This window comes from Micromonospora sp. WMMD723 (genome assembly GCF_049863385.1).
Taxonomy (GTDB): domain Bacteria; phylum Actinomycetota; class Actinomycetes; order Mycobacteriales; family Micromonosporaceae; genus Micromonospora; species Micromonospora wenchangensis.
In genome coordinates this window covers 234579-257936 of record NZ_JBMKNR010000001.1, presented here as the reverse complement: position 1 = coordinate 257936, position 23358 = coordinate 234579, and the positions used below count along the sequence as shown (strand labels likewise).

The following is a 23358-nucleotide window of genomic DNA, read 5'->3' as shown; positions in this document are numbered from 1 at the left end:
TGTCCCGTCGCTGCGATGCCGCACCATCGCGCCCCTGGTGTCGATCATGGCCGTGCGGTCAGCGCCAGCGGTGCCGGAAGTGCCACATCAGGCCGGTGTTGGCCACCAGGACGACGACGCACGCCGCACCGGCCGTCCGTCCGGCCAGGACGGTCATCGCGGGCAGCGACGCCCACAGGATGACGGTCAGCAGCATCAGCCAGCGCCCGCGTCGGGCCCGGATCCGATGGTCGAGTCGCGCGAAGAACTTCGGGTCGCTCTCCCGGAGCTGCCGGGTGATCTGTTCGAACCTGCGCTGATCCTCTTTGCTGAGCATGGCGGTGCCTTCCCCTCAGGCTTCAGCGGTTCGGCGGCTTACCCGCTGCGACGGCCGGTCACGCCCTGCTCCTGCTGCTACTTTCGCCCCCGGGCGCAGCCTGCGGGGCGGGGCCGGGAGCAGCCGGGGACGGGCCGCCCAAACCGGGCCGGGCGGGCGCGGAGCACCTCAGCGTCGGCTTACCGGGGGCTTAAGTTTCGCTGTGCCGGTGAACGCCGCGCGCCGGGACACGTACCGCCAAAACGTTACGGCGGGGGCGCGGCCGGACACGTCGTCCCTGCTGGGGACGGTGCGGCCCGGCCGGGGCGGAACCACCCGGCCGGCACCGCCGCACAGCGGCGCCTTAAGTGCCCCCGCCGACGGCCGTGACCAGCCTTGTCGGCAGCTCAGCCCTTGGCTACCTTCCCGTGGCAACTCCTCCGGCAGCCGCCGCCGCACCCCTCCGCCCCGCCCCGGTCGCAGCGGTACGGCGCATCGAAAGAAAACGGGACCGGTACATGGCCGACCAGAATGTGCCACCGCATCGACCGCACACCCCCGGCGGGCACACCCCGGGGTACGAGGTCCCGGCCGCGCCGTACGGGCCGCCACCGGTGTCCCGGGGCCCACAGTGGGTGGGACCCGAGGGGTTGGGCCGGCAGGCGTTCCACCAGCCGGCCGGCACCGGACTGCCCCACCTGGACGACGACGGCGACGACCGCGACCGGGTCGGCCGGCGGCGCGCCCTGGTCGCGCTGGGCGGCACCGCCGCCGTGGTGGCCGGCGGCGCGGCGCTGGCGATGAGCCCCCAGGTGCGCGGCCTGTTCTTCGACGACGCCGCCGGGGACGCCACCGGCGCGACCACCACCGACGGCACGCCGGCCCGGCCCAGCGGCCAGCAGCCCAGCACGGTACGCACCTACACCGAGCAGAACGAGAGCTACATGGGCTCCCGGGCCGGTGCGGCGCTGAAGAAGAACTCGCCCAGCGGCGGGCGTACCTTCTCCGGCCCGGCCGACGCGGCGGCGCGGACCCCGGTGACGGTCAGGACGGTGCTGGCCAAGGACCCCGTCCGGCACCTGGCCAGCCGGGCCACCTTCGGGGCCACCCCGAAGGTGCTCGCCGACATCAGGCGGATGGGCATCGACGCCTGGGTGCGTCAGCAGCTCGACCCGGAGAAGATCGCGCCGAGCGCCGCCGAGCTGAAGCTCGCCGAGCTGCCCACCCTCGCCCTCACCTCCCAGCAGGTACGCGACCAGCGGGAGCAGCTCAACGAGCGGGGCGCGCAGCCGGAGAAGGAGATGGTCGACGGCACGCTGGCCCGGCAGATCTGGTCGCAGCGACAGCTCTACGAGGTGATGGTCGACTTCTGGAACGACTTCCTGCACGTCGCGGCGGACTTCGACGGCGGTGAGGCGTACCGGAACTCGTTCGACCGGGACGTGGTCCGCAAGCACGCCATGGGCAGCTACCCGGACATGCTGGTGGCGGCGAACAGGCACCCGGCGCTGCTGCTCTACCTCAACCAGAACGACTCCCGGGCCGACGCGGTCAACGAGAACCTGGCCCGGGAGAACCTGGAGCTGTACTCGGTCGGGGTCGACGGCGGCTACACCGAGAAGGACGTCCGGCAGGCCGCCCTGCTGCAGACCGGCCGGGGCGTCGACGACGGCAGGTACGTCTTCCGCCACGACCGGCACTACCGGGGCAAGGTGAAGATCCTCGGCTTCAGCCACCCCAACGACTCGACCGACCCGAAGAAGGCCGACCAGGTCATCGACGCCTACATCACCTACCTCGCGCTGCACCCGTCGACCGCCCGGTACGTGGCCCGCAGCCTGGCCACCCGGTTCGTCTCGGACACCCCGCCGAAGTCCCTGGTGGACCGGCTCACCCAGATCTACATCGTCAACAAGGGCTCGGTGAAGCCGCTGCTGATGTCGCTGTTCAGCTCCTCGGAGTTCTGGGCGGCGGTCGGGCAGAAGGTGCGCCGGCCGATGGAGTACCTGGTCGCCACCTACCGGACGCTGGGCGTCGCGCCGCAGGCCGGGCCGGGCTTCCGGCAGGGCGACAGCAAACGCACCGCGTTCGCCCAGGGGCTGCGCCAGATCCACGACAAGCTGCGCGAGCTGGGCCAGTACCCGATGGGCCAGCCCACCCCCGACGGCTACCCGGACGTCTACGTCGCCTGGACCTCGGCCGGCACGATGGTCAACGGCTGGAACGAGGCCGCCGACCTGATCGCCGGAAACCGTACCCAGTTCACCTACACCAGGCCGGAGAAGCTGGTGGCCAAGCCGCCGACCACCGCCGGGGCGTACGTGGACGCGTTGGCCCAGCGGCTGGTGCACCAGAAGCTGTCGACGCGGGAGCGGAACCTGATCCTCGGGGTGGCCGGCATGTCCGCCACCGCCCGGGTCGACGCCACGTTCAACGGGGCGATCGCCGCCGTCGCGCGGGCGATCCTCGCGTCCCCCCAGCACCACCTGCGGTGAGGCAGACGATGGAGAAGCCGGTGACGCACCCGATGGAGAAGACCGTGCCCGCGTTCCCCCTGCACCCCGAGTGCCCCGACCTGCGCCGGCTCGCCGACGACCCGGCGCAGGCGCTGCTGCGCGCCGAGGCCGACGTCGTGGCCGCCGAGAACGCCGCCGAGGCCGACCGGTACCGCCGGCTGGAGGACCTGGAGGAGGCGCAGCAGGACGGGCGCGGGGTGACCCGGCGGACGTTCGTCGCCGGTGCCGCCGCCACCGCCACCGCGCTGGCCACCGCCCAGTTCGTCACCACCTCCGCGTCGTTCGCGGCGACGAGGACCGGCACCCTGATCCACGTCTTCCTCTACGGCGGACTGGACGGGCTGAGCCTGGTCGCCCCCGCCGACGACCCGGTGCTCGCCAAGGCCCGCCCCGACCTGCTGCTCGGCGGCGACTCGCTGGCCCTGGGCCGGGGCTTCGCGCTGACCAGCGCGTTCGCCCCGCTGGAGAAGTGGCTCAAGGCGGGTCAGCTCGGGTTCGTCCCGGCGGTCTCCGACGAGCGGCTGTCCCGCAGCCACTTCCAGGCCGCCGACGCCTGCAACCTCGGCGGTCTGCCCAGCGAGACCGGCGGCCGGGGCTGGCTGGACAGCCTCGTCGACTCCCTCGGCAAGGGCACCGCGTTCCGCAGCGTCGGTATCGGCAGCACCCTGCCCCGCTCGCTGGTCGGCACCAACGGCGCGTTGTCGCTCAACAGCGTCGGCTCGCTGCGGCTCAACGGCGACGACCGCTACCGGGCGGCCACCGAGAAGGCGATCCGGGGTCTGTTCACCGGCATCAACCACCCCGTCGAGGAGGCGGTGATCGAGGGGATGGGCGCGCTGTCCACCGCCCAGCAGCTCGCCGCGAAGCCGTACCAGCCGGCGCAGGGCGTCACGTACGAGGGCGTCGGGTACGCCTTCGGGCAGCTCGCCCAGCTCATCAAGGGCGGGGCGAACGTCCGGGTCGCCACGGTCGGGATGGGCGGCTACGACACCCACGAGAACCAGGGCACCCGCCCCGGCGGCCAGCTCCACCGCCGGCTCGGCGAGCTGGCGAAGGCGATGGCGGCCTTCTTCACCGACCTGGGCGACCGGGCCGCCGACGTCACCGTCATGGTGTCCAGCGAGTTCGGCCGTCGGGTCGCCTCCAACGGCGGCGGCACCGACCACGGCCACGGCGGGGTGGTCACCATCCTGTCCGGCCGTAAGCTCGCCGGTTCGCTGCTGGGCCGCTGGGACGGGCTGAGCGACCTGGACTCGGGGGACGTCCCCGAGTACAACAACATGTTCGACGTCTACGGCGCGGTGGCGCAGGGCCGGTTCGGGCTGACCACCGCCCAGGTCGACAAGATCTTCCCGCGTCGGAAGTACACCCCGATGAAGCTCTACGCGTGACCTTTCAGGACCTGCCCGCCGCCGGTCGTCGTACCCGAGGTCCGTCGGGGTACGCCGGCCGGCCGGCTGCGTCCGTACCCCCGCCGCCGGCCCGGCCCCGGCGCGGGTCCGCCGGCCGGCGGGTGCTGTCCGCGCTGTTCTGGGCCGGCCTGGTGGCCGCGGTGCTGCCGTGGTGGCTCGACACCCCGGCCGGTTCGCTGACCGGCACCGCCGACGTGCTCACCGCCGCCGGCCGGGTCACCGGGCTGGTCGCCGGCTACCTGCTGCTGGTGCAGGTGCTGATGATGAGCCGCCTCGGCGTGCTGGAACGCGGGGCCGGCGGCGAGCGGCTGTCCCGGGTGCACCGGGACCTCGGCGCGACCCTGCTGGTGGCGGTGCTGGCGCACCTGTCGCTGCTGGTGGTCGGCTACGCGCGCACCCGGGGCAACCCGGTCACCGCCCAGGTGGGGGTGCTGCTGCGCGACTTCGACGACATGGTGTCCGCCTTCGCCGCGGCCGGCATCCTGGTGCTCGTCGGCGGCACCGGCATCCGGGCGGTCCGCCGGGCGATGCCCTACGAACTCTGGTACCACCTGCACCTGACCAGCTACCTGGCGCTGCTGCTCGGCTTCGGCCACCAGTTCAGCAACGGCGCGCAGCTCTTCCCGCCCGGCCCGGTGCGCACCGGCTGGACCGCCGCGTATCTGCTGGTCGCCGCCGCCCTGGTATGGGGTCGGCTGGTCGCGCCGCTGCTGCTCAACCTGCGGCACCGGCTGCGGGTGGCCGACGTGGTGGCCGAGAGCCCGGACACCGTCTCGATCTACCTCACCGGCCGCCGGCTGCACCAGCTCGACCCGCTCGGCGGGCAGTACCTGCGCTGGCGGTTCCTGGCCCGGGGCTGCTGGTGGCAGTCGCACCCGTTCTCGCTGTCCGCCGCCGCGAACGGCCGCTGGCTGCGGCTGACCGTGAAGGTGGTCGGCGGGCACACCCGGGACCTGCGTGACCTCGACCCGGGCACCCGGGTCTGGGTGGAGGGGCCGTCCGGCACGTTCACCGCCGCGCACCGCACCCGGGAGCGGGCCCTGCTGATCGCCGGTGGCAGCGGCATCGGCCCACTGCGGGCGATGCTTGAGGAACTGCCCGCCGGAGCGGCCCTGATCTACCGGGCCCGCACCCCGGCCGACGTGCTGTTGCAGCACGAGCTGGACTGGCTGGCCCAGGCCCGGCAGACCTCCGTCTGGTACGTCATCGGCTCCCGCGACGACGCTGGCCCCCGCCAGGTGATGAGCCCCGACGGGTTGCGCCGGCTGGTGCCCGACCTGACCCGCCGCGACGTCTACCTGTGCGGTCCGCAGGGGCTGGTCGACTCCTCGGTGCGGGTGCTCCGGCAGGCCGGCGTGCCCCGCCGGCAGATCCACCTCGCCCCGTTCGAGCTGTAGGAGGGCACCTGACATGCGTCGCGCGTTGCTCGCGATCACCGGGCTGGCCGCCGGCACCACCGCCCTGGTGGTGCTCAAGGGCGCACCGCAGGACCGCCAGGTCGCCGTGGACCTGCCACCTGGCGTACCGGTCGGCACGCCGGACCGTACCGAACCCGCCACCCCCCGCGCGACGCCGCAGCGGACCGCCGCGACGCCCCGACCGACCGGCCGGCCCGACCCGACCGCCGGCCGCACCCCGGCCGCACGGCGGACCACCCCCGACGGGGACACCGGCACCCGCCGCACCCCGGCCGCCGGCCGGACCACCGCGCCGAAGTCCACCACCCGCACGGTCACCGGCCCGGTGGTCTCCACCGAGTTCGGCAACGTGCAGGTGCGGATCACCGTCGCCGGCACGCGGATCGTCGACGCGGTGGCCCTGGAACTGCCCCAGGGCGGCCAGTCCGACCTGCGCAGCGACCGGGTCGACGCCGCCTACAGCGGCACCACCGGCGACGTGGTGCGCCAGCAGGGCGCGAACCTGGACACGGTCTCCCAGGCGACCGCCACCAGCGACGGCTACCGGCGGTCGTTGCAGGCCGCCCTCGACCAGGCCCGCTAGGTGGGCGCGGCGTCGACCCGGCCCGGCCTGCGCCGGGTCGAGCAGGTCATGGGTACGGCGATCAGCCTGGACCTCGCCACTGACCTGCCCGCCGCCGTCCTGCGTACGCTCGCCGACGACACGTTCCGCTGGCTGCGCGAGGTCGACGCCCGGTTCACCACCTACCGCGAGGACAGCGAGGTGCGCCGCCTCGACCGGGGGGAACTGCCGCCGGCCGGGGCGTCGGCGGACCTGCGCGCCGTGCTGGCCCGCTGCGCCGACCTGTGGGGCGACACCGACGGCTTCTTCGACGCGTACGCCACCGGCCGGCTGGACCCCTCCGGCTACGTGAAGGGCTGGGCCGCCCAGGTCGCCTCGGACCGGCTGGTGGCGGCCGGGGCGGTCGACCACTGCCTCAACGCCGGCGGCGACGTCCGGGTACGCGGGCACTCGTCGTCGGGGCGGCCGTGGCGGATCGGCGTCCGGCACCCGTGGGACGCGGACGCCACCTGCCTGGTGCTCACCGGCACCGACCTGGCCGTCGCCACCTCCGGCGTCTACGAACGGGGGCACCACGTGCTCGACCCGCGCCGGGGCGTACCGGCCCGGGGGTTGCGCTCGGTCACCGTGGTCGGCCCGGACCTGGGTGTCGCCGACGCGTACGCCACGGCGGCGGTGGCGATGGGCGTGGCCGGCGTCGGCTGGCTCGACCGGCTCCCCGGCCACCTGCACGCGGTGGTCACCGACGACGGTCGGCTGCTGCGTTCCACCGCCCTGCCGCTGGCCGACTGAGGCGTCCACGTGGTGGCGGGGTCACCTGCCGGTGGGGGAGTTCACCGGGCCGTGCGGTGGGTGCCGGCCGGTCGGGAGCCGGTCGGCCGGGGGCGACCGGGTCGGGAGCCGGCCGGCCGGGTGTCCGACCAGCGGCGGGGCCGTCGCCGGTACGGCGGTTCGGTGCCGCCGGTGTGCCGCATCTCGTCGCTGGCCATGTCGTACCCCCGCTCCGGTGGCGCGTGCGCGCCGTCGTGGTGTGCAACGAGTCCGGCGGCGGCGGGGACGCTGGCGGGAACCCGACCCGGCCCCGTCCCGCCGCTGCCGGCCGGTCGGTGCCCGGCCGGTCGGTGCCCGGCCGGTCAGTGGCCGCGTCGGGGCAGCGGGAGCTGGCCGGGCAGCAGCTCCGGGGTCAACGTCACCCCGTCGGCCCGCAACGTCTCGATCAGGGTGTTCTGCAGCAGGTACGAGTCGGGCAGCCGCCAGCGGGCCTGCTCCGGGGCGACCGCCCAGCGCACCGCGCCCTCGGGCAGCCGGGTGGGGGGTGCCGGAATCCACGAGCCGGTACCGTGCCGGACGACGTGGAAGCAGTGTTCCAGCTCGGGGCGCAGCGGGTCGCCGGGGCGGACCAGGAACATCCACCGTCCGGTCGGGGTCACCACCACCGGCCCCCGGACGCCCGGACCGGCGGGGTGCCCGGGGACGGCGTCGAGCAGTCGCCGGCCCAGGTGCGCCGACACCTCCAGCACGTCGAAGGCGCGGCCGGTGGGCAGCAGCACCCCGTGCGGGCGGCTGCGCCACCAGGTGGCCACCCGGGCCGGGTCGGTGCTCGCCCCCCGCTCCCAGTTCTCCAGCGCGGGATGGCAGCCGACGGTGGGACAACCGGCCCGGCCGCACACGAACCGGCTGCGTGCCAGGCAGGCGCCGGGGGTCACCTCCCAGCCGTGCACCGCGTACCGCACGGCGATCCGGCGCAGCCGGACCCGTTCGATCGGGGCCAGCTGGGCGACCCGTGGCCCGACGTTCCCCCACATGTCCCGTGCTCTCCTCTGGCCTCGACCGGTCACCGCCACCCCTCACGTCGAGCGCCGTCACTGTCGTGATCCGGGCTCGTTGACACCTGACGAACGACTCGTGCAACTTGCACGAAGCTATGAGAACTGGCTGTACGTGTGACGTACACGCTGTGCGACCAGCGACAACCTGGGCGGACGGATCGAAGGCGCCCGGTGTGGTCGGCCGGAGCCCGGCCGGACGGCCCGGCAGGGGGAGGAACAGGAGACGATGGACGAGCTTCCGATCGGGCGACGGGTGGCCTACTGGCGCGGGCGACGCAAGATGTCCCAGCAGGTCTTCGCCGACCGACTCGGCAAGTCCAAGAGTTGGGTCGACAAGGTCGAACGCGGGGTCCGCCGGCTGGACAAGTTCTCCGTGCTGTACGAGATCGCCGTGATCCTGCGGATCGACGTGCAACTGCTGCTCGGCAAGGACCCGGAACGGCGTACCGACGCGTTGAGCTGCATCGACCAGTTCGAGGTGCAGGAGATCCGGGCCGCCCTGGAGCAGTACTCCTCGATGACCGCGTACTTCGACGGGGTGTCGTACCCACCGCCCCTGGCCGACCTGCGCAAGGCCGTCACCCACGCCTGGCTCACCTACCAGTACGGCCGCTACGCGATGCTCACCCGGGCGCTGCCGAAACTGCTGCGCGACGCCCAGGCCGCCGACGCCGGCTACGGCGGCGAGTCGGGGCGGGAGGCCGCCCACCTGCTCGGGCAGGTCTACCAGATCGCCTCCTCGGTGCTGCGCAAGCTGGGCGAGTGCGAGCTGGCCTGGCTGGCCGCCGACCGGTCGATGGCGGTCGCCCAACGGGCCGACGACCAGCTGCTGGCCGGTGTCGCCACGGCCCGGGTCTGCAACGCCCTGGTGGCGATGGGCCGGGCCCGACCCGCCCTGGAGCTGAACCTCAGCATCGCCAACCAGCTCGCCCCCGGCGGCCTGAACGACAGCACCCCGGACCGGCTCTCCGTCTACGGCATGCTGCTGTTGCAGGGGGCGATGGCCGCCGCCCGGTTCGGCGACTCCGACGCCGTCGAGGATCTGCTGTACGGGGCGAGCGAGGCGGCGCTGATGCTCGGCAGCGACCAGAACCACTACTGGACCTCGTTCGGCCCGACCAACCTGGAACTGCACCGGGCCGCCGCCGCCGTGGAGTTGGGCGACGGCGGGCGGGCGGTGGAGATCCACCAGCGCATCCCCGAGCCGAGCTTCAACGGGCTGCTGCCCGAGCGGCGGGCCCACCACCTGCTCGACCTGGCCCGGGGCTACTCCCAGCTCGGTGACGTCGCGATGGCGGGGGAGATGCTGCTGCGCGGCGACCGGCTCGCCCCGTCCGAGATCCGCTGCCGACCCATCGCCCACGAAGTGATGACCGACGTGCTGCGTCGCACACGGGGTGCGTTGCCCGCGCCGATTGCGGAGTTGGCTGAGCAGATGGGAGTCGGAGTATGAACACGGCGGCGGCCGGATGAGCGGCAGCCCCCACCAGAGCAGTGAGCACCGCGGAGTGCTCTACGTCATCGCCTGCGGCTCGCCGCTGGCCCGTCACCTCGATCGACTCGTCGGCCTGGCCCAGGACGACGGCTGGGAGGTCTGCGTCGTCACCACGCCCGACGGGGCGAAGTTCGTCGACCGGGCCGCGTTGGCCCGGCAGAGCGGGCATCCGGTGCGTACCCACTACAAGAACCCCGGCGACCCGGACCTGCTGCCCCCGGCCGACGCGATGCTGGTCTGCCCGGCCACCGTCAACACGGTCAACAAGTGGGCGGCCGGGATCACCGACACGCTGGCGCTGGGCCTGCTCGTCGAGGGGCAGGGCCGGGGCGTGCCGGTGGTGGTGGTGCCGTTCACCAACGTGGCGATGGCCGCGCACCCGGCCTTCCAGACCGGCCTGCGACGGCTGGGCGAGTGGGGTGCCACGGTGCTCTTCGGCGACGACGTCTATCCGCTGCACCCACCCGGTACGGGGGAACGGCACCTGCACGCCTTCCCCTGGGAGGCGGCGGTGGCGGCCCTGCCCGGCCGCTCCCGGGCCACCTCGGCCGCCTGACCCGTCGACGGGCGTGGGCGTGACCGCCACCGTGCGCCGGTAAGCTGACCGGCCGTGAGCACAACCGCGTCCCCGCCGTCCGTCGCCGATGTGGTTGCCGAGCTGGATCGGCGTTACCCGCCCGCCTGGGCCGAGGAGTGGGACCGGGTCGGTCTGGTGCTCGGCGAGCCCACCGACCCGGTCCGCCGCGTCTACGGCACGGTGGACGTCGTCCCCGAGACGGTCGCCGAGGCGCTCGCCGCCGGTGCCGACCTGATCGTCGCGCACCACCCGCTGCTGCTGCGCGGCGTCTCCTCGGTCGCCCCGACCACCTGGAAGGGTCGGATCGTGCACGACCTGATCCGCGCCGGGGTGGCCCTGTACGTGGCGCACACCAACGCCGACGTCGCCGCGCCGGGCGTCTCCGACGCGTTGGCCGCCCGGTTCGGGTTGACCGGCCTGCGCCCGCTGCAACCCTCCGCGCCGGGCTCGGCGTCGGCCGGCGGTGGCCGGGGCATCGGCCGGGTCGGTGAGCTGCCCGCCCCGCTGACGCTCGCCGCGTTGACCGAGCGTGCCTCCGCCGTCCTGCCCGCCACCGTCTGGGGGGTTCGCGCCGGGGGCGACCCCGCGCGTATCGTGCGTACCCTCGCGGTCAGCGGCGGCTCCGGCGACGGCTTCCTGGCCGCGGCGACCGCCGCCGGTGCGGACGCGTTCCTCACCTCCGACCTGCGGCACCATCCCGCCGGTGAGCACCTCGCCGCCGGCGGGCCCGCCCTGCTGGACGCCGCACACTGGGCGACCGAACGACCCTGGCTGGACGACGTGGCCGCCCACCTGCGGGCCGGCTTCGGCGTCGAGACCGTGGTGTCCGACCTGGACACCGACCCGTGGACCGTGCACGCCGCCGCACCCACGACGGACGACAAGGAGCCCCGACCGTGAAGGCTGAACCCCAGGTCCAGCGCCGCCTGCTCGACCTCCAGGCGATCGACACCACCCTCGCCCAGCTCGCCCACCGCCGCCGGTCGCTGCCCGAGCGGGCCGAGCTGGAGGGCCTGGCCCGGGAGCTGTCCGCCCTGGAGGACGAGCGGGTCCGCGCCCAGGTCGCCGTGGACGACCTGGACCGGGACATCGCCCGGCTGGAGAAGGACATCGACCAGGTACGGGCCCGCAAGAGCAAGGACGAGGCCCGGTTGGCCAGCGGCAGCGGGCCGGCCCGGGAACTGGAGGCGCTCCAGCACGAACTGGTCTCGCTCAACCGCCGCCAGGGTGACCTGGAGGACGCCGAGCTGGAGCTGATGGAGCAGCGGGAGACGGCGCAGGCGACCCTCGACGGGATCGAGGCCCGCATCGCCGAGGCCCGGGACCGGCGGGCCGCCGTCGAGCAGCGCCGTGACGAGAACCTGGCCGCGATCGCCAAGGAAGAGGAGTTCAAGCAGGGCGCGCGCAAGCCGCTCGCCGCCGACCTCCCCGCCGACCTGGTCACCCTCTACGACAAGATCCGCGAGGACACCGGCCTCGGTGCGGCGCTGCTCACCGCGGGCCGCTGCGGCGGCTGCCGGTTGGAACTGTCCGGCGCCGACCTGGCCCGGATCCGCCGCTCGGACCCGGACGAGGTGGTCCGCTGCGAGGACTGCCGCCGGATCATGGTGCGTACCAACGAGTCGGGTCTGTAGCCCGGTGGCGGTGCGCGCGGTCGTCATCGAGGCCGACGGCGGGTCCCGGGGCAACCCCGGCCCGGCCGGTTACGGTGCCGTGGTCCGGGACCCGGCCACCGGCGAGGTGCTGGCCGAACGGGCCGAGTCGATCGGGACGGCCACCAACAACGTCGCCGAGTACCGGGGTCTCATCGCCGGCCTGGAGGCCGCCGCCGAGCTGGGCGCGGCCGAGGTCGACGCCCGGATGGACTCGAAGCTGGTGGTCGAGCAGATGTGCGGCCGGTGGCAGATCAAGCACCCGGGGCTGCGCCCGCTCGCCGCACGGGCCGCCGCGCTGGTCGACCGCTTCGAGTCGGTCCGGTTCAGTTGGATCCCCCGGGACCGCAACCGGCACGCCGACGCCCTCGCCAACGCCGCGATGGACACCGCCGCCGGTAGGCCCTCCCGGTCGGCGGCGGGTTCGGCCGGCGGTGAACCGCCCCGGGAAGTGGCCGGTGCCGACTCGCCCGGCCGGGCGCAGGCCCGCGAGGTGGCCGCCCGTGCCGCCACCCGGTCCACCGGCACCGACCCGGCGACCGCCAAGGCGTCCTGGGAGCCGAGGCCGAGCTTCACCGCCACCCGGCTGATCCTGGTCCGGCACGGGGAGACCGAGTGGACCGTGCAGCACCGCTACGCCGGCCGCGCCGACGTGCCGCTGTCCGAGTCCGGTCAGGCCCAGGCACGGGCCACCGCCACCCGGGTGGCCGCGCTGGCCCCGTCCGTCGCGGCCGTGCTCAGCTCCCCGCTGTCCCGGTGTACGGCCACCGCCGAGGCGATCGCCGCCGCGCTCGGTGATCTGCCGGTACGCCCGCAGGACGACTGGATCGAGTGCGACTTCGGGGACTGGGACGGGCACACCTTCGCCGAGGTCCGCGACCGGTGGCCCGGCGAACTGGACGCCTGGCTCGCCTCGACCCGGGTCGCCCCGCCGGGGGGTGAGTCGTTCACCGAGGTCGGGCAGCGGGTCGACCGGGCGATGGTGGCGCTGCGGGAGGCGTACCCGGGGGAGACCGTGGTGGTCGTCTCGCACGTCTCGCCGATCAAGCTGGCCCTGCGCGACGCCCTCGCGGCCGGCGACGCCCTCCTGCACCGGCTCTACCTGGACGCCGCCGGCATCTCGGTGATCGACATGTGGCCCGACGGGGGCGTCGCGGTCCGTTCCGTCAACGACACCGCCCACCTCCCGGTCCGCTGATTGCGGATCGTCCCCCGAACCGGCCCGGGATTCCCGGGCCGGTTCGTCGTCGGTCGATGCGTTCCGCCGTTCGTCGTGCCGTTCGGCGCAGCCGGAACGCCGTTCGGCGCATCGTCAAGCGCCAATTGATCGTGCTTGGCCGCACCGGGTCGTAGCGTCCGGCCGTTACTGGCCGGAACGACGACCGGAGGTGGGTCAGATGACCGCTGGCGAACCGGAGACGCCGCGTGCGGCGTCGTCCAGGGCGAAGGACCACAGCCCCTGGAACTGGTTGCTCTTCATACCGATCGTGGTGCCGCTGATCCCGGCGCTGTTCAACGCGGACTCGCCCCGGATCTTCGGCTTCCCGCGCTTCTACTGGCTGCAACTGGTCTGGATCCTGCTCGGGGTGGCCACCACCACGCTGGTCTACCAGATGACCAAGAAGCGGGGGGCCCGGTGAGCGCGAGGAGTGAGCCGGGTTTGCGAGCCCCGCAGTCGCGAACGGAGGGAGCTGCGGTGAGCGCGAGGAGTGAGCCGGGTTTGCGAGCCCCGCAGTCGCGAACGGAGGGAGCTGCGGTGAGCGCGAGGAGTGAGCCGGGTTTGCGAGCCCCGCAGTCGCGAACGGAGGTGGTCTGCTGATGTGGCGTGATCATCTGACCGAGATCATCGTATTCTCGGCGCTCTTTCTGCTGGTCAGTGCGATGGGTTTCGTGGCGGCCCGGTGGCGGGCGCCGAAGGACATGGCGCACCTCGACGAGTGGGGGCTGGGCGGGCGCAGCTTCGGCGGCTGGATCACCTGGTTCCTGGTCGGCGGTGACCTCTACACGGCGTACACGTTCGTGGCGGTGCCGGCGCTGATGTTCGGGGCGGGCGCGGCCGGCTTCTTCGCCGTGCCGTACACGATCGTCATCTATCCGCTGGTGTTCCTGGTGCTCTGCCGGCTCTGGTCGGTGTCGCACCGGCACGGGTTCGTCACCCCGGCCGACTTCGTCCGCCGCCGGTTCGACTCGCCGGTGCTGGCCCTGCTGATCGCGATCACCGGCATCGTGGCGACCATGCCGTACATCGCGTTGCAGCTGGTGGGCATCGAGGCGGTGCTCAAGACGATGGGGGTCACCGGGGACAGCGCGCTGGCGCGGCACCTGCCGATCATCATCGCCTTCGCGATCCTGGCCGCCTATACCTACCAGTCCGGGTTGCGCGCCCCGGCGCTGATCGCGTTCGTCAAGGACAGCCTGATCTACATCGTGATCCTGGTGGCGGTGATCTACCTGCCGTACAAGCTGGGGGGTTGGGGTTCGATCTTCGACGCGGCGGACGCGAAGTTCGCCGCCTCGCCGAACCCGAACGACGGCATCCTGCTCAACGCCAACAACCAGCTCCAGTACGTCACCCTGGCGTTCGGTTCGGCGCTGGCGCTGTTCCTCTACCCGCACAGCATCACCGGCGTGCTGGCCAGCCGGAACCGGGACGTGATCAAGCGGAACATGTCGGCGCTGCCGGCGTACAGCCTGCTGCTCGGCCTGATCGCGCTGCTCGGCTTCATGGCCATCGCGGCCGGGGTGAAGCCGCTGCCCGGGGCGAAGGAGGGCACCGTCGACAGCAACACGGTGGTGCCGGTGCTGTTCGACCAGCAGTTCCCGGACTGGTTCGCCGGAGTGGCGTACGCGGCGATCGGCATCGGCGCGCTGGTGCCGGCGGCGATCATGTCGATCGCGGCGGCGAACCTGTTCACCCGCAACATCTACAAGGAGTACCTGAAGCGGGACGCCAGCCCGGCGCAGGAGGCGAACGTCTCGAAGATCACCTCGCTGGTGGTCAAGGTCGGCGCGGTGGCCTGCATCGTCTTCCTCGACCCGCAGTTCTCCATCGACCTCCAGCTCATCGGCGGCGTGATCATCCTGCAGACGCTGCCGGCGGTGGCGCTGGGCCTCTACACCCGCTGGTTCCACCGGGGCGCGCTGATCGCCGGCTGGGCGGCCGGCATGGGGCTGGGCATGTGGATGCTGTACCAGATCCCCAACCCGGCGTCGAAGCGCGCGCACTTCGGCGGGTCGGCGTTCCCGCTGTCCGACTTCGGGTTCGACACCAAGAAGACGATCTATGTTGGCATCGTCGCCGTGCTGGTGAACCTGGTGGTGGCGGCGCTGGTCACGCTGGTGCTGCGGGCGGCGAAGGTGGCCGAGGGCGTGGACGGCACCAACCCCGACGACTACTTCGCCGACGAGGGCGACCCCCGCGTCACCCCCGGCCCCGACCGCGACGCCGACTCGGCCCGCGAACCGGTCGCCTGACCCCGCCGTCCCCTCCCGCCGCCTCCCTGCCCCTCGCCCATTCCGTTACTCCCGCCCCGCCCCCGTCCGCCCCGCCCCCGTCCGACCCCGGTGATCAAGAGCTTTGCGTCAACATCCCGCCGAAAACTGACGCGAACCTCTTGATCACGCGACCGACCCGGCCGTCAGGCCACCCGCCGGCCGGTGGGAGTCGGCGGGAGTGGTGATCAAGAGGTTCGCGTCACCCATCGCGGGTGCAGGTGACGCAAACCTCTTGATCACCGGGGCGGGGCGGGGAGGGGGCGGGGTCAGCGGCGGCGGGTGCGGGAGTCGAGTGCCTGGTTGAGCCGGCCCAGCAGGGTGGCCAGGGTGTCCCGGTCGGTGGGGGACCAGTCGGCCAGGATGTCGCCGTAGAGTCGGGTCCGGGCGGCCTGGACGGCGGCCATCCGGTGCAGGCCGGCGGGGGTGGGGGAGATCACCGTTCCCCGCCCGTCCGCCGGGTCGGGGGCGCGGGCGATCAGGCCGTCGCGTTGCAGCGCCGAGACCTGCCGGGTGACCGTGGAGCCGTCGAGGTTGAGCCGGGCGGCCAGCGCCGAGACGTTCTGCGGGCCGGTGGCGTCGAGGTGCCGCAGGATCACGTACGCCGCCCGGTCGAGGACCCGGTGCTCGGCGCTGCCGGTGGCCCGCCGGGTGGCCTCGCCCAGTCGCATCAACAGGGCGACCTCGGTCTCGATCCGGCCGAGGGTGGCCTCGTCCGACTCCGCTCGCTGCGCCTGGTAGTCGCTCATAGCTGTATGATACAACAGAATTACATGTACGATACAGCTATATGCGGCTTCGGCCCGACAGGAGGCGGAGTGGACCGGCGAACCGAGCCCCACCGCAGTGCCATCTACGCCACCACGCTGGTGGCCTTCCTCGCCATCGCCGGCATCGCCGTGGTGGACCCCATCCTGCCCGCCATCGGCACCGCGATCGGCGTCACCGCCTGGCAGGTCGAACTGCTGTTCACCGCGTACATCGCGGTGATGGCCGTCGGGATGATCCCGGCGACCCTGGCCAGCGGACGCTTCGGCTTCAAACCGGTGCTCGTCACCGGCGTCTCGGTGGTCGGGCTGGCCGCCATCGCCGCCTCGTTCAGCGACGACATCGTGCAACTGTCGGTGCTGCGCGGCGTGTGGGGGCTGGGCAACGCGATGTTCTTCGCCACCGCCATGGTGGTCCTGGTCAACCTCGCCAACGACCGGGAATGGGTGGTCGGCCTCTTCGAGACCGCGCTCGGCCTCGGCTTCGCCGTCGGACCGCTGATCGGTGGCCTGCTCGGCGAGGTCAGCTGGCGACTGCCGTTCTTCGTCTGTGGCGTGTTCATGGTGTTCGCCCTGCTGGTGGCCGCCCGCAAGCTCCGTGAGCCGACCCACCGGCAGCCGCCCGTACGGCTGGGGCAGATCTTCGCCACCTACCGCCGGCCGGCGTTCATCACCCTCTGCGTGGTCACCGCCGCCTACAACTTCGTCTTCTTCGTGGTGCTCGGCTACACGCCGCTCTTCCTCGGCCTCGACGTCATCCCCCTCGGCCTCGCCTTCACCGGCTGGGGGCTCGGCCTGGCCGCCGGCATCCTGCTCATCGGCCACCGGCTCGCCCACCGGATCGGCGCGGTACAGACCGTCGGGGTGGCGCTGGTCGGCCTGCTGGCCTGCATGGTCCTCTTCGCCACCTCGGCCGGCACCGTCGAGTCGCTGGTGGTGCTCGTCGTCGCCGGCCTGTGCATGGGAATGGCCAACGCCAACCTCACCGACCTGGCCCTCGGCCTCGGCTCCGCCGACCGGCGGGTCGCCACCGGCGCGTTCAACCTGGTCCGCTGGGGTGCCGCCGCACCCGCCCCGATCCTCGCCGGCAAGCTCGCCGAACACGGGCTGGCGCTGCCGTTCTGGGTCGGCGCCGGAGTGCTCGCCGCCGGCCTGCTGGTCTACCTGGCCTGCGCGCACCTGATGGCCGCCGGCTACGGGGAACGGCTGCTCTGGTCCCGCTGGAACCGGGCCGCCCGGCAGGCCGAGCACGAACCCGTCGGGGAGGCGTACTGAGCGGCCCCGGGGCCGCTCAGCCCAACGCCCGCCAGAGCAGGTAGAGGCCGATCGCCGTGCCGAAGCAGACGATCAGCGTCCGGAGCACCACCGGTGGCAGGCGGCGGGTCACCCGCGCCCCCACGTACCCGCCGAGCATCGTGGCCGGCGCGACCACCGCGACCGCAGCCCAGTTGACCGGCCCGAACAGGGCGAACACCACGAGCGTGGTCAACCCCACCACGGCCGACAGCAGGTTCTTCACCGCCGACACCCGGGCCAGCGTCGCATCGAGCACCAGGGCCAGGCCGGCCACCAGCATCACCCCGAGCGCCGCGCCGAAGTAGCCGCCGTACACCGTGCCGACCGCGACCATCGCCTGCACCGTGAGGGTGCGGCGGCGCGGGCCCAACTCGGCCGGATGCCCGACCAGCCGACGCAGCGGCCCCTGGAAGGCCAGGACCGCCGTCGCCCCGAGCACCAGGAACGGCACCACCAGGTCGAACGCCCGCGCCGGGGTGGCCAGCAGGAGCAGGCAGCCGACCCCCGTGCCGAGCACCGCCGTCGGCAGCAACGGCCACAGCGTCCGGCGGGGCGGCAGATCCATCCGGCTGCCCGCCACACTCGCCGCGTAGCCGGGGAAGACCGACACCGAGTTGCTGACGTTCGCCGCCACGGGCGGGATGCCCACCGCGATCATCGCCGGGAAGGTGATCAGCGAACCACCGCCGGCCGCCGCGTTCACCGTGCCCGCGGCGAGACCGGCGATGACCAGCAGAAAAACGTCCGAGAGCCCCATGGTGCCCAGAGGCTAGTACCACGGCCGTACGGCGGGAGCAGGCGGACCGCCGCCCACCGTCCCGTGGGATCCGACGCAGGCCCGTGCGGTCATCTGTCAAGGATCAGGCAGTTCGTGGTGCCGGCAGTCGGCAGAGCCTAATGTCGATGCCCCCCGGGGCGGTCGCGCCGGCCGGACAGCAGCTGCGGAGGGAACCTTGCTCGGGAGATTCATCGCGTTGGCCGGCGCCGTCGTCAAGAACGCCATGCTCTACATCCTCATCGCGGGCCTGTGCCTCTACGTCCTGGGTATGTTCCTCTGGCGCGAACTCGGCGCCCTGCAGAAGTACCAGGTGCCGTTCCTGGCCACCACGCTCTTCTTCATCCTCGTCTTCGTGGTGGCGCAGACGGCGGTGCTGGACCGCCACCGCCAGTCGCTGGCCTCGATCGAGCTGAACGTGTCCGGTTTGGCCCTGCTCGCCGAGCAGGCCGGTCGCGCCGTCGACGTGCAGGTGTACGAGGACGACCAGGTCTACGAGGCCACCCGGCAGGCCGTGCAGAACGCCCGCGAGCGGGTCTGCGTCAGCTACCTGCGCAGCCACGGGCCGAACCCGGTGGGCGCGGCGGCCCGCCACATCCAGGCATGCCGGGAGTGGGCGCTCAGCTCGCCGCACCACCGCTTCCGCCGGGTCATCCTGCACAGCGACGAGGAGGCCATGGCCGAATTCCTGGCCACCGAACTCGCGGCCGTGCGGGCGGCCAAAGCCAAGGGCCACCGGTACGGGGTCAAACTGCTGACCGAGTCCCGGCACGCGGCGGAGGCGTTCAGCATCGGCATCTACGACGACGATCTGGTCATCATCACGTACTCCACCGACTCCCACCGGCACGTCGCCTTCAGTATCCGCAGCCGGGACGTGGTGAACCGCTGTTTCCGCTTCTACTTTGAAAGTCTCTGGGGGTCCGCCACCGACATCGAGAAGTGCATCGGTACCCCCGCCGCAGCCGAGCTGCCCGCCCCAGCCGAGATCGACCGGTAGCCACCGCTACGACGCGTCCCGCCGGCACCTCGTTAGGATGGGAGCGCGACGGACGAGTCGACCGGGCGGTCGCGTCGGCGGGCTGCGGCCCGCCGCCGAGGAACGTCCGGACTCCACAGGGCAGGGTGGTTGCTAACGGCAACCCGGGGCGACCCGCGGGACAGTGCCACAGAAAACAGACCGCCGACCCCACTCGGGGACGGTAAGGGTGAAACGGTGGGGTAAGAGCCCACCAGCACCCCGGGTGACCGGGGTGGCTCGGTAAACCCCACCCGGAGCAAGGCCAAGCAAGGGCCGTCACCGCAAGCTGACGACCCGGCGCAGACGCTTGAGGGCTGCCCGCCCGATGTCTGCGGGTAGGCCGCAGGAGCCTGTCGGCGACGGCAGGCCGAGATGGATGGCCGCCGCCGGTGCGGGCCCCGCGAGGGGTACGCGCCGCGCACAGAATCCGGCGTACAGGTCGACTCGTCCGTCGCCCACCAGCTCAGAGCCGTGATCAAGGCTCTGAGCTGGTTCTATGTTCGGGCGTCGATGGTCGTTCTTGGTCATCGTTAGGTGGCGTTTGACGGCCCGGTGACGGCCCAGACGGCCCAGAGACGGCCCAGGATTCCTTGACTCCCGGGTCAGTTGGAGCCGCCTGCGGTGGCCTGCCGGGGCTCGGTGGCGGCCTGGTCCTCGTCGACGGCGGACGGCGTGCGGGATGCGGCCGGGTACGTCCTGGCGGTCGAGTTGCTGGCGTGACCCGGATACCCGGTGGCAAGCCAGTCCCGGGGTTGGACTGGTGCGGCAGCCGGAAGCCCCGACCACACGACCAGGCCGACCCGCCGGCTTCCGTCACGGCCTCGCTGGCCCTGGTGCCTCTGGTTGGTGGGGGGCGGTGTCCCGGCGGCCGTCGGCGGCTTACCGCCCCGGTGCCGTAGGCGTCCGGGGCGGCTTGCCGCCGGCCGGGCTTGCCGCCCCGCACCGCGCGGAGCGCGGTGCCTTGAATCCAGAACAGAACAAATCGGCAATGGCACCAGACCACAGACCAGACCACAGGAACCGTCCGCGTCGCCGATGACCGAGCACGGAGGACTCTGGTTGAGCGGAGGCGATACAAGTTGCTACTCGGCGTGGCACTGGGCCGCGATACCCGGAGGTTCCTCGTAGGGCGTAGGCTGCCGGGAACTTCTCAGCAGGAGGAAGCCGGTGCCATCAGGTGTGGTTCTCGAAGCCGTTGCGAGGCTGGCTGGACGGGACACTACTCGGACCGAGGCGGACTTACAGGCGGATATTTATCTCGTACTGACTTCGGGAAACTTGAAGCTAGATCCAACTCAGGTTGCTCGGCTGGAAGTCTCGACCGGAGATGGAACACGCCGACGGCTCGATGTTGAGATTGGGCATTGTGTTATCGAGGTAAAGCGAGACTTGCGAAATGTGAATGTTCGGCTTGATGCTGAGCGGCAGTTAGCTGGTTACGTTGCCGCTCAAAGTCGCCGTCTAGGAATGCGATACGTCGGAGTTTTAACAGACGGTACAGACTGGTATCTGTATCACCTCATGCCGTCAGGCCTGACGCATATCGCATCCTTGTCAGTGAATAATGCGAGTGTCGATGCTGAGCGACTTCTGGTGTGGCTCGAACAAATTCTAGCCACTCATGTGGCAGTGAAGCCCACCCCGGAGGCTATTAGGCTTCGCCTGGGTGCTTCTTCTCCGGCTCACCTCTTGGAGCACGCTTCATTAGCGGCTCTCTACGAGCGGGCAAGGTTAATTCCGGAGGTCGATCTTAAACGCCAACTTTGGTCTAAACTGCTTCGCACGGCATTCGGCAAAGCCTTCACCGATGATCAAAATCTGTTTGTTGACCATACACTTCTCGTGCTTACTGCTGAAATTATCGCGCACGCTGTAGTCGGCTTTGATATCTCGGCTGCCGGTGACTTGACGCCTTCTGGCCTCGCGCAGGGTGTTGTATTTTCAGGGGCACAGATTCACGGTGCGGTCGAGGCGGATTTCTTTGACTGGGTTTTACATGTCGACGGTGGTCCAGAATTTGTGCGGCAGTTGGCTGATCGAATCGCGCGGTTCGACTGGGGTCATGTTGAACATGATGTTCTTAAGGTCCTATACGAAGAAGTTATTCCTCAAGAGGATCGAGCTAGTCTCGGCGAGTACTATACGCCTGATTGGCTTGCTGACAGGGTGATCGCGTCTGCTGTGACCGATCCACTTAATCAAAGAGTCTTGGATCCGGCCTGCGGGTCGGGTACGTTCCTATTTCACTCCGTTAGGCGCTACCTAGCGGCTTGTGACTCTGCTGGAATCTCCCACGCCGCAGCCGTCGATGGCGTTGCACGTAAGGTGTTCGGTATCGATATTCATCCCGTAGCGGTTACCTTGGCTCGGGTTACTTACTTGCTTGCGATCGGGAGGGCGCGACTCTCCGATCCGGATCGCAAAGCGCTTTCAATTCCAGTCTATCTTGGTGATTCGGTACAGTGGGAGCAGCGGCAGGATCTCTTGGGCGGAATCGACCAAGTGAGAATATCCACCACTGGTGACGAGTTGGTTGAGGGCGGTGGTGGGTTGCTATTCGGTGACGATCTTGTGTTTCCTAGAAGGGTTCTTCGCGACGCCGGGAATTTCGATAGACTCGTCAATTCGATGGCCGAAAAAGTGCTTTCGCCTTCGACTAGGAAAAACGCTGATCTCATTGCGCCCGTATTGCGTCAATTCGGAGTGCATCCAGATGACGCCCCAGTTCTTTCCACTACTTTTGATACTATGCGTCGCTTGCATGCGCTCGGCAGGAACCATATCTGGGGATACTATGCGCGAAATCTGATTCGACCACTTTGGTTGTCCGAGTTCGATCAGCAAGTTGACGTGCTTGTTGGTAACCCGCCATGGCTCCGTTATTCGAAGATGACGGCAGGCATGCAGGAGAGGTACAAGGATCTATCGCGAGAGCGAGGGCTGCTGACGGGAAGGCTTGGCGGATCCGGCCGCGATTTATCTACCCTTTTTGTAGTAAGAGCTGTCGAGCTCTATTTGAGGCCGGGCGGTCAGTTCGCTTTCGTGATGCCACACGGCACGCTTACAAGAAGGCCTCATGATGGATTCCGGTCTGGCAGGTGGGGCGGTGACGTAGCGGTTCAATTCGCGGAACCATGGGATCTGACAAGAGCCCCGACAGGATTTCCAATGGTGTCGTGCGTTATCCGTGGTCAGTCTCGCCCGAACACGCCTCGTCGAATGCCAGCTAAAGTTTTGGCGTGGTCGTCTCGTAGCCGTAACCCGAATATGACCTGGGAAGTGGCAAAAGAGGGTTTCACTACTGTACCTATCGTCCTTTCGGTGCTTGGGGACGACGGCCTTCCGCCCGCCTCTCCCTATAAACGTCGTTTCCGTCAAGGGGCAGTCCTCGCACCGCGGGCGTTGCTATTCGTCGAAGAGGCGAGCTCTAGTCCGATTGGTTTCGGAGCGGGCCGTATAGCCGTCCGTTCACGTAGAACCCCCTTCGAGAAAGCGCCCTGGAAGGACGTGCGAACCCTTCAACATACGGTGGAACGCGCTTTCGTTAGGTCGGTCCATCTTGGCGAAACCTTGGTTCCCTTTCGAATGCTTGAACCGCTGCGTGCGGTGCTTCCACTTGATGCAAAAGGTGTCATGGATGCTCGAATGATTGAGGATTACCCAGGCCTGGAGTCATGGTGGAGTGAGGCGGAAGAAACTTGGCGAGCGCACAAGGTTGAAAGCGATGACTCTAGCCTGCTTCAGCGGATCAACTTTCATGGCCAGATCGCTGCTCAGGTGCCCACGGGAAGCCACCGAGTGGTTTACAGCAAAGCAGGGAACACTATTGCTGCTGCTCGTTTGGATGAATCACAGTCGATCATTGACCATAAGCTGTACTGGGCGGCCGTCAGTGGGATTGAGGAAGCCTGTTTCCTAGTGGCTATTCTGAATTCATCTACCGTTCTAGAGCGTGTTCGACCCTTGCAGGCCCTCGGCCTCTTTGGCGGACGAGACATCGACAAAAACGTTTTTGCTGTTCCAATTCCCGTATATGATGCTGAGGATGGGAACCATCAAGAGTTGGTTAGTCTTTCCCACGAGGCCGAAACCTTCGCCGCCGAGGTTGATCTTAGCCAGGTTGCAGACTTTAAGCGCGCGAGACGCATCTTGCGGCAAGAACTTACACGCTCCAATCTAGCGCAACGCATCGATGACGTGGTAGCGCGAGTAATTCCCGCGATGGAGAACGATGGAGAATAGTCGTTCGAG

Annotated in this window: 20 protein-coding genes and 1 other RNA gene; 16 read left to right on the top strand and 5 right to left on the bottom strand. The window is 70.4% G+C overall.

From position 1 onward, the window contains the following. Positions 1-58: 58 nt before the first annotated feature. On the bottom strand, positions 59-316 hold the full coding sequence (locus ACN261_RS01200) for a DUF3040 domain-containing protein (RefSeq protein ID WP_425847929.1): 258 nt from the start codon (positions 314-316) through the stop codon (positions 59-61). Between the two features lie 497 nt (positions 317-813). On the opposite strand from ACN261_RS01200, the gene ACN261_RS01195 reads away from it, so the two are divergent. From ACN261_RS01195 to ACN261_RS01175, 5 genes are read left to right on the top strand one after another with little or no spacing between them, the layout of a single operon-like run. Next, positions 814-2790: a DUF1800 domain-containing protein gene (locus ACN261_RS01195; RefSeq protein ID WP_425847926.1), complete on the top strand. Its 1977-nt coding sequence runs from the start codon at positions 814-816 to the stop codon at positions 2788-2790. A gap of 20 nt (positions 2791-2810) precedes the next feature. Beyond that, the gene (locus ACN261_RS01190) at positions 2811-4202 is read left to right on the top strand and encodes a DUF1501 domain-containing protein (protein ID WP_425847923.1); all 1392 of its coding nucleotides are present in this window, start codon (positions 2811-2813) and stop codon (positions 4200-4202) included. Beyond that, positions 4199-5620: a ferredoxin reductase family protein gene (locus ACN261_RS01185; RefSeq protein ID WP_425847921.1), complete on the top strand. Its 1422-nt coding sequence runs from the start codon at positions 4199-4201 to the stop codon at positions 5618-5620. Before ACN261_RS01190 ends, ACN261_RS01185 begins: the two co-directional genes overlap by 4 nt. Before the next feature lie 13 nt (positions 5621-5633). Continuing rightward, complete coding sequence (locus ACN261_RS01180) at positions 5634-6224, top strand: FMN-binding protein (protein ID WP_421483586.1); 591 nt, start codon at positions 5634-5636, stop codon at positions 6222-6224. 48 nt (positions 6225-6272) lie between these two features. Then, the gene (locus tag ACN261_RS01175) at positions 6273-6995 is read left to right on the top strand and encodes an FAD:protein FMN transferase (RefSeq protein ID WP_421486888.1); all 723 of its coding nucleotides are present in this window, start codon (positions 6273-6275) and stop codon (positions 6993-6995) included. Positions 6996-7036: 41 nt separating this feature from the next. Here the strand turns inward: ACN261_RS01175 and ACN261_RS01170 are convergent, their stop codons facing one another. Together ACN261_RS01170 and ACN261_RS01165 are read right to left on the bottom strand one after the other, a co-directional pair. Next, on the bottom strand, positions 7037-7192 hold the full coding sequence (locus tag ACN261_RS01170) for a hypothetical protein (RefSeq protein ID WP_421483585.1): 156 nt from the start codon (positions 7190-7192) through the stop codon (positions 7037-7039). Between the two features lie 144 nt (positions 7193-7336). Further along, entirely contained in the window at positions 7337-8008 is a 672-nt protein-coding gene (locus ACN261_RS01165) for a bifunctional DNA primase/polymerase (protein WP_421483584.1), read from the bottom strand. 250 nt (positions 8009-8258) lie between these two features. On the opposite strand from ACN261_RS01165, the gene ACN261_RS01160 reads away from it, so the two are divergent. The 7 genes from ACN261_RS01160 (at position 8259) to mctP (ending at position 15230) form a co-directional block, all read left to right on the top strand. Next, entirely contained in the window at positions 8259-9485 is a 1227-nt protein-coding gene (locus ACN261_RS01160) for a helix-turn-helix domain-containing protein (protein WP_421483583.1), read from the top strand. 16 nt (positions 9486-9501) lie between these two features. Further along, positions 9502-10083, top strand: a complete 582-nt coding sequence (locus tag ACN261_RS01155; protein ID WP_425847917.1) for a flavoprotein — start codon at positions 9502-9504, stop codon at positions 10081-10083. A gap of 54 nt (positions 10084-10137) precedes the next feature. Further along, positions 10138-11004 carry a Nif3-like dinuclear metal center hexameric protein gene (locus ACN261_RS01150; protein WP_425847914.1) on the top strand — a complete coding sequence of 289 codons (867 nt, stop codon included), beginning with the start codon at positions 10138-10140 and terminating at the stop codon, positions 11002-11004. Beyond that, a complete protein-coding gene (locus ACN261_RS01145) occupies positions 11001-11738 on the top strand; it encodes a zinc ribbon domain-containing protein (protein WP_363651418.1) in 738 nt (245 codons plus the stop codon). Before ACN261_RS01150 ends, ACN261_RS01145 begins: the two co-directional genes overlap by 4 nt. 4 nt (positions 11739-11742) lie before the next feature. Further along, positions 11743-12954 carry a bifunctional RNase H/acid phosphatase gene (locus ACN261_RS01140; RefSeq protein ID WP_421483580.1) on the top strand — a complete coding sequence of 404 codons (1212 nt, stop codon included), beginning with the start codon at positions 11743-11745 and terminating at the stop codon, positions 12952-12954. Between the two features lie 199 nt (positions 12955-13153). After that, positions 13154-13396 carry a DUF3311 domain-containing protein gene (locus tag ACN261_RS01135; protein ID WP_421483579.1) on the top strand — a complete coding sequence of 81 codons (243 nt, stop codon included), beginning with the start codon at positions 13154-13156 and terminating at the stop codon, positions 13394-13396. Positions 13397-13574: 178 nt separating this feature from the next. Then, positions 13575-15230, top strand: coding sequence for a monocarboxylate uptake permease MctP (gene mctP / locus ACN261_RS01130; RefSeq protein ID WP_425847909.1), 1656 nt, complete (start codon positions 13575-13577; stop codon positions 15228-15230). A gap of 287 nt (positions 15231-15517) precedes the next feature. Here the strand turns inward: mctP and ACN261_RS01125 are convergent, their stop codons facing one another. Further along, complete coding sequence (locus ACN261_RS01125; protein WP_425847907.1) at positions 15518-15997, bottom strand: MarR family winged helix-turn-helix transcriptional regulator; 480 nt, start codon at positions 15995-15997, stop codon at positions 15518-15520. Between the two features lie 69 nt (positions 15998-16066). Between ACN261_RS01125 and ACN261_RS01120 the strand changes: the two genes are divergently transcribed. Further along, positions 16067-17290: an MFS transporter gene (locus tag ACN261_RS01120; RefSeq protein WP_421483576.1), complete on the top strand. Its 1224-nt coding sequence runs from the start codon at positions 16067-16069 to the stop codon at positions 17288-17290. A gap of 16 nt (positions 17291-17306) precedes the next feature. On the opposite strand, the gene ACN261_RS01115 is transcribed toward ACN261_RS01120, so the two are convergent. Continuing rightward, positions 17307-18068 (bottom strand): sulfite exporter TauE/SafE family protein, encoded by a 762-nt coding sequence (locus ACN261_RS01115; protein ID WP_421483575.1) that lies wholly within the window; start codon positions 18066-18068, stop codon positions 17307-17309. Positions 18069-18264: 196 nt separating this feature from the next. Between ACN261_RS01115 and ACN261_RS01110 the strand changes: the two genes are divergently transcribed. The 3 genes from ACN261_RS01110 to ACN261_RS01100 all read left to right on the top strand — a co-directional run bounded on the left by ACN261_RS01110 (position 18265) and on the right by ACN261_RS01100 (position 23349). Then, on the top strand, positions 18265-19086 hold the full coding sequence (locus tag ACN261_RS01110; RefSeq protein ID WP_425847904.1) for a hypothetical protein: 822 nt from the start codon (positions 18265-18267) through the stop codon (positions 19084-19086). A gap of 53 nt (positions 19087-19139) precedes the next feature. Further along, positions 19140-19558, top strand: an RNA gene (gene rnpB / locus ACN261_RS01105) — RNase P RNA component class A. A gap of 716 nt (positions 19559-20274) precedes the next feature. Continuing rightward, entirely contained in the window at positions 20275-23349 is a 3075-nt protein-coding gene (locus ACN261_RS01100) for an N-6 DNA methylase (RefSeq protein WP_425847901.1), read from the top strand. The last annotated feature ends 9 nt before the right edge of the window (positions 23350-23358 follow it).